The following is a 1,880-nucleotide window of genomic DNA, read 5'->3' as shown; positions in this document are numbered from 1 at the left end:
CCCGGGGCGCCGTTCTTCGCCGTCCGGGCCAAGGGTACTTCCGGAGCGGCGCGACTGCGGGCCTTGACCGGCCCGGTGGAGCTCTTTCAATACGAGGGCGGAAGCGGCGTCAAGGATGCCTCCAACCCCGGCTTGCCGACGTTCCGGAATTGCTCCTTCGACGCCGGCTATCCTTTCGGCATCGTCAATCTGTCGGATCCGTCGATGCCGGTCAAAGCCCGGATCAAAGGCTGGAATCCGCTCGTCCCGACCGATCCAGAGAGCAGCGGCCTGCCCGTGGCTGTGCTGGTCTATGAGATCACGAATACCTCCTCCGAGGCTCAGACGGTCACGGTCTGCGGCACGCTGCAGAACTTCATCGGTAACGACGGGACCAAGTCCTTCGCGACCAAGAACAAAAACGTCTTCCGCAAGGGCTCAGCCATCCAGGGAATCTTCATGACTTCGGACGTCGACAAGTCCGAGGCCGAACAATGGGGCACCATGGCCCTCGCCGTCCCGGCCGAAGCCGACGTCACCTACCGCACCGCCTGGCTCGCGGCCGGCTGGGGAACGCCGCTCCTCGACTTCTGGGACGACCTGACCGACGACGGCCGCCTGTCCGAGCGCGCCGCCGACGCCGGGAACGGCCAGCCCCGCGCCTCGCTGGCGATCCAGGCCGTCCTGGCCCCGGGCCAAGCGCGGGAATTTCCCTTCCTCATCGCCTGGCATTTCCCGAACCGCTACGCCTGGTCGGAAAAGCGGTTGGGCAACTATTACACGACCCGCTTCGCCGATGCCTGGGACGCGGCCGAGAAGATCACGCCCCGACTGCCTGCCCTAGAGAAAGAGACGGCGGCCTTTGCCGCCGCCGTCGTCGATTCCGACCTCCCGGCCGTCATCAAAGAGGCCGCCCTCTTCAACCTCAGCACGCTGCGCACCCAGACCTGCTTTCGGACGGAGGATGGCCGCTTCTTCGCCTGGGAGGGATGCAACGACAAGGAAGGCTGCTGCTGGGGGTCCTGCACCCACGTCTGGAACTACGAGCAGGCCGTGGCCTTTCTCTTCGGCGGCATCGCCCGCTCGCTTCGCGAAGTCGAATTCGGTCCCCAGACCGACCCGGCCACGGGGCTGATGAGCTTCCGCTGGAAGCTGCCCCTCGACGACGCGACGCCCTGGGGCAAGGCTGCCGCCGACGGCCAGATGGGATGCATTCTGAAGATGTACCGGGACTGGCAGCTTGCCGGCGACACGGCGTTTCTCAAAGCCTACTGGCCCAAAGTCCGCAAGGCCGTCGAGTTCTGCTGGATCCCGGGCGGCTGGGACGCCGACAAGGACGGGGTCATGGAAGGCTGCCAGCACAACACCATGGATGTCGAATACTACGGACCCAACCCCCAGATGGGCTTTTGGTACCTGGGAGCGCTGCGGGCGGCCGAGGAGATGGCCCGCGCCGCCGGCGACAAGCCCTTCGCCGCGACCTGCCGCAAGCTGTTCGACAACGGCAGCCGCTGGATCGACGCCAACCTGTTCAACGGCCGATACTACATTCACAAGGTCGTCCCGCCGGCCAGCCAGGCAGCCATCGCCCCGGCCCTGTTGGTCGGCATGGGCGCCGCGGACGCGACCAAGCCGGACTATCAGCTCGGCCAGGGCTGTCTCGTCGACCAGCTCGTCGGCCAGCTGCTGGCCCACGTCGGCAGTCTGGGCTATCTGGCCAAGCCGGAGAACGCCCGCACGACTCTCGCCTCGATCATCAAGTACAACCGGCGCGACTCCCTGCAGGATCACTTCAACATCCTGCGGACCTTCGCCTTGGGCGACGAGGCCGCGCTCCTTATGGCCGGGTACCCCGACGGAAGGCCGGACAATCCTTTCCCTTATTTCACCGAGGTCATGAC

General features: G+C 66.0%; 1 protein-coding gene. It reads left to right on the top strand.

Annotated elements, in window-relative coordinates; translation table 11 throughout:
* Positions 1-1,880, top strand: a 1,880-nt coding sequence (locus NTZ26_05650; protein ID MCX6559983.1) for a GH116 family glycosyl-hydrolase, incomplete at both ends; no start/stop codon positions are given.

Source organism: Candidatus Aminicenantes bacterium, from assembly GCA_026393855.1.
In the GTDB taxonomy this organism is placed as follows: domain Bacteria; phylum Acidobacteriota; class Aminicenantia; order Aminicenantales; family UBA4085; genus UBA4085.
The sequence above is the reverse complement of the archived record's forward strand: the minus strand, read 5'-3'. Positions and strand labels throughout refer to the sequence as shown.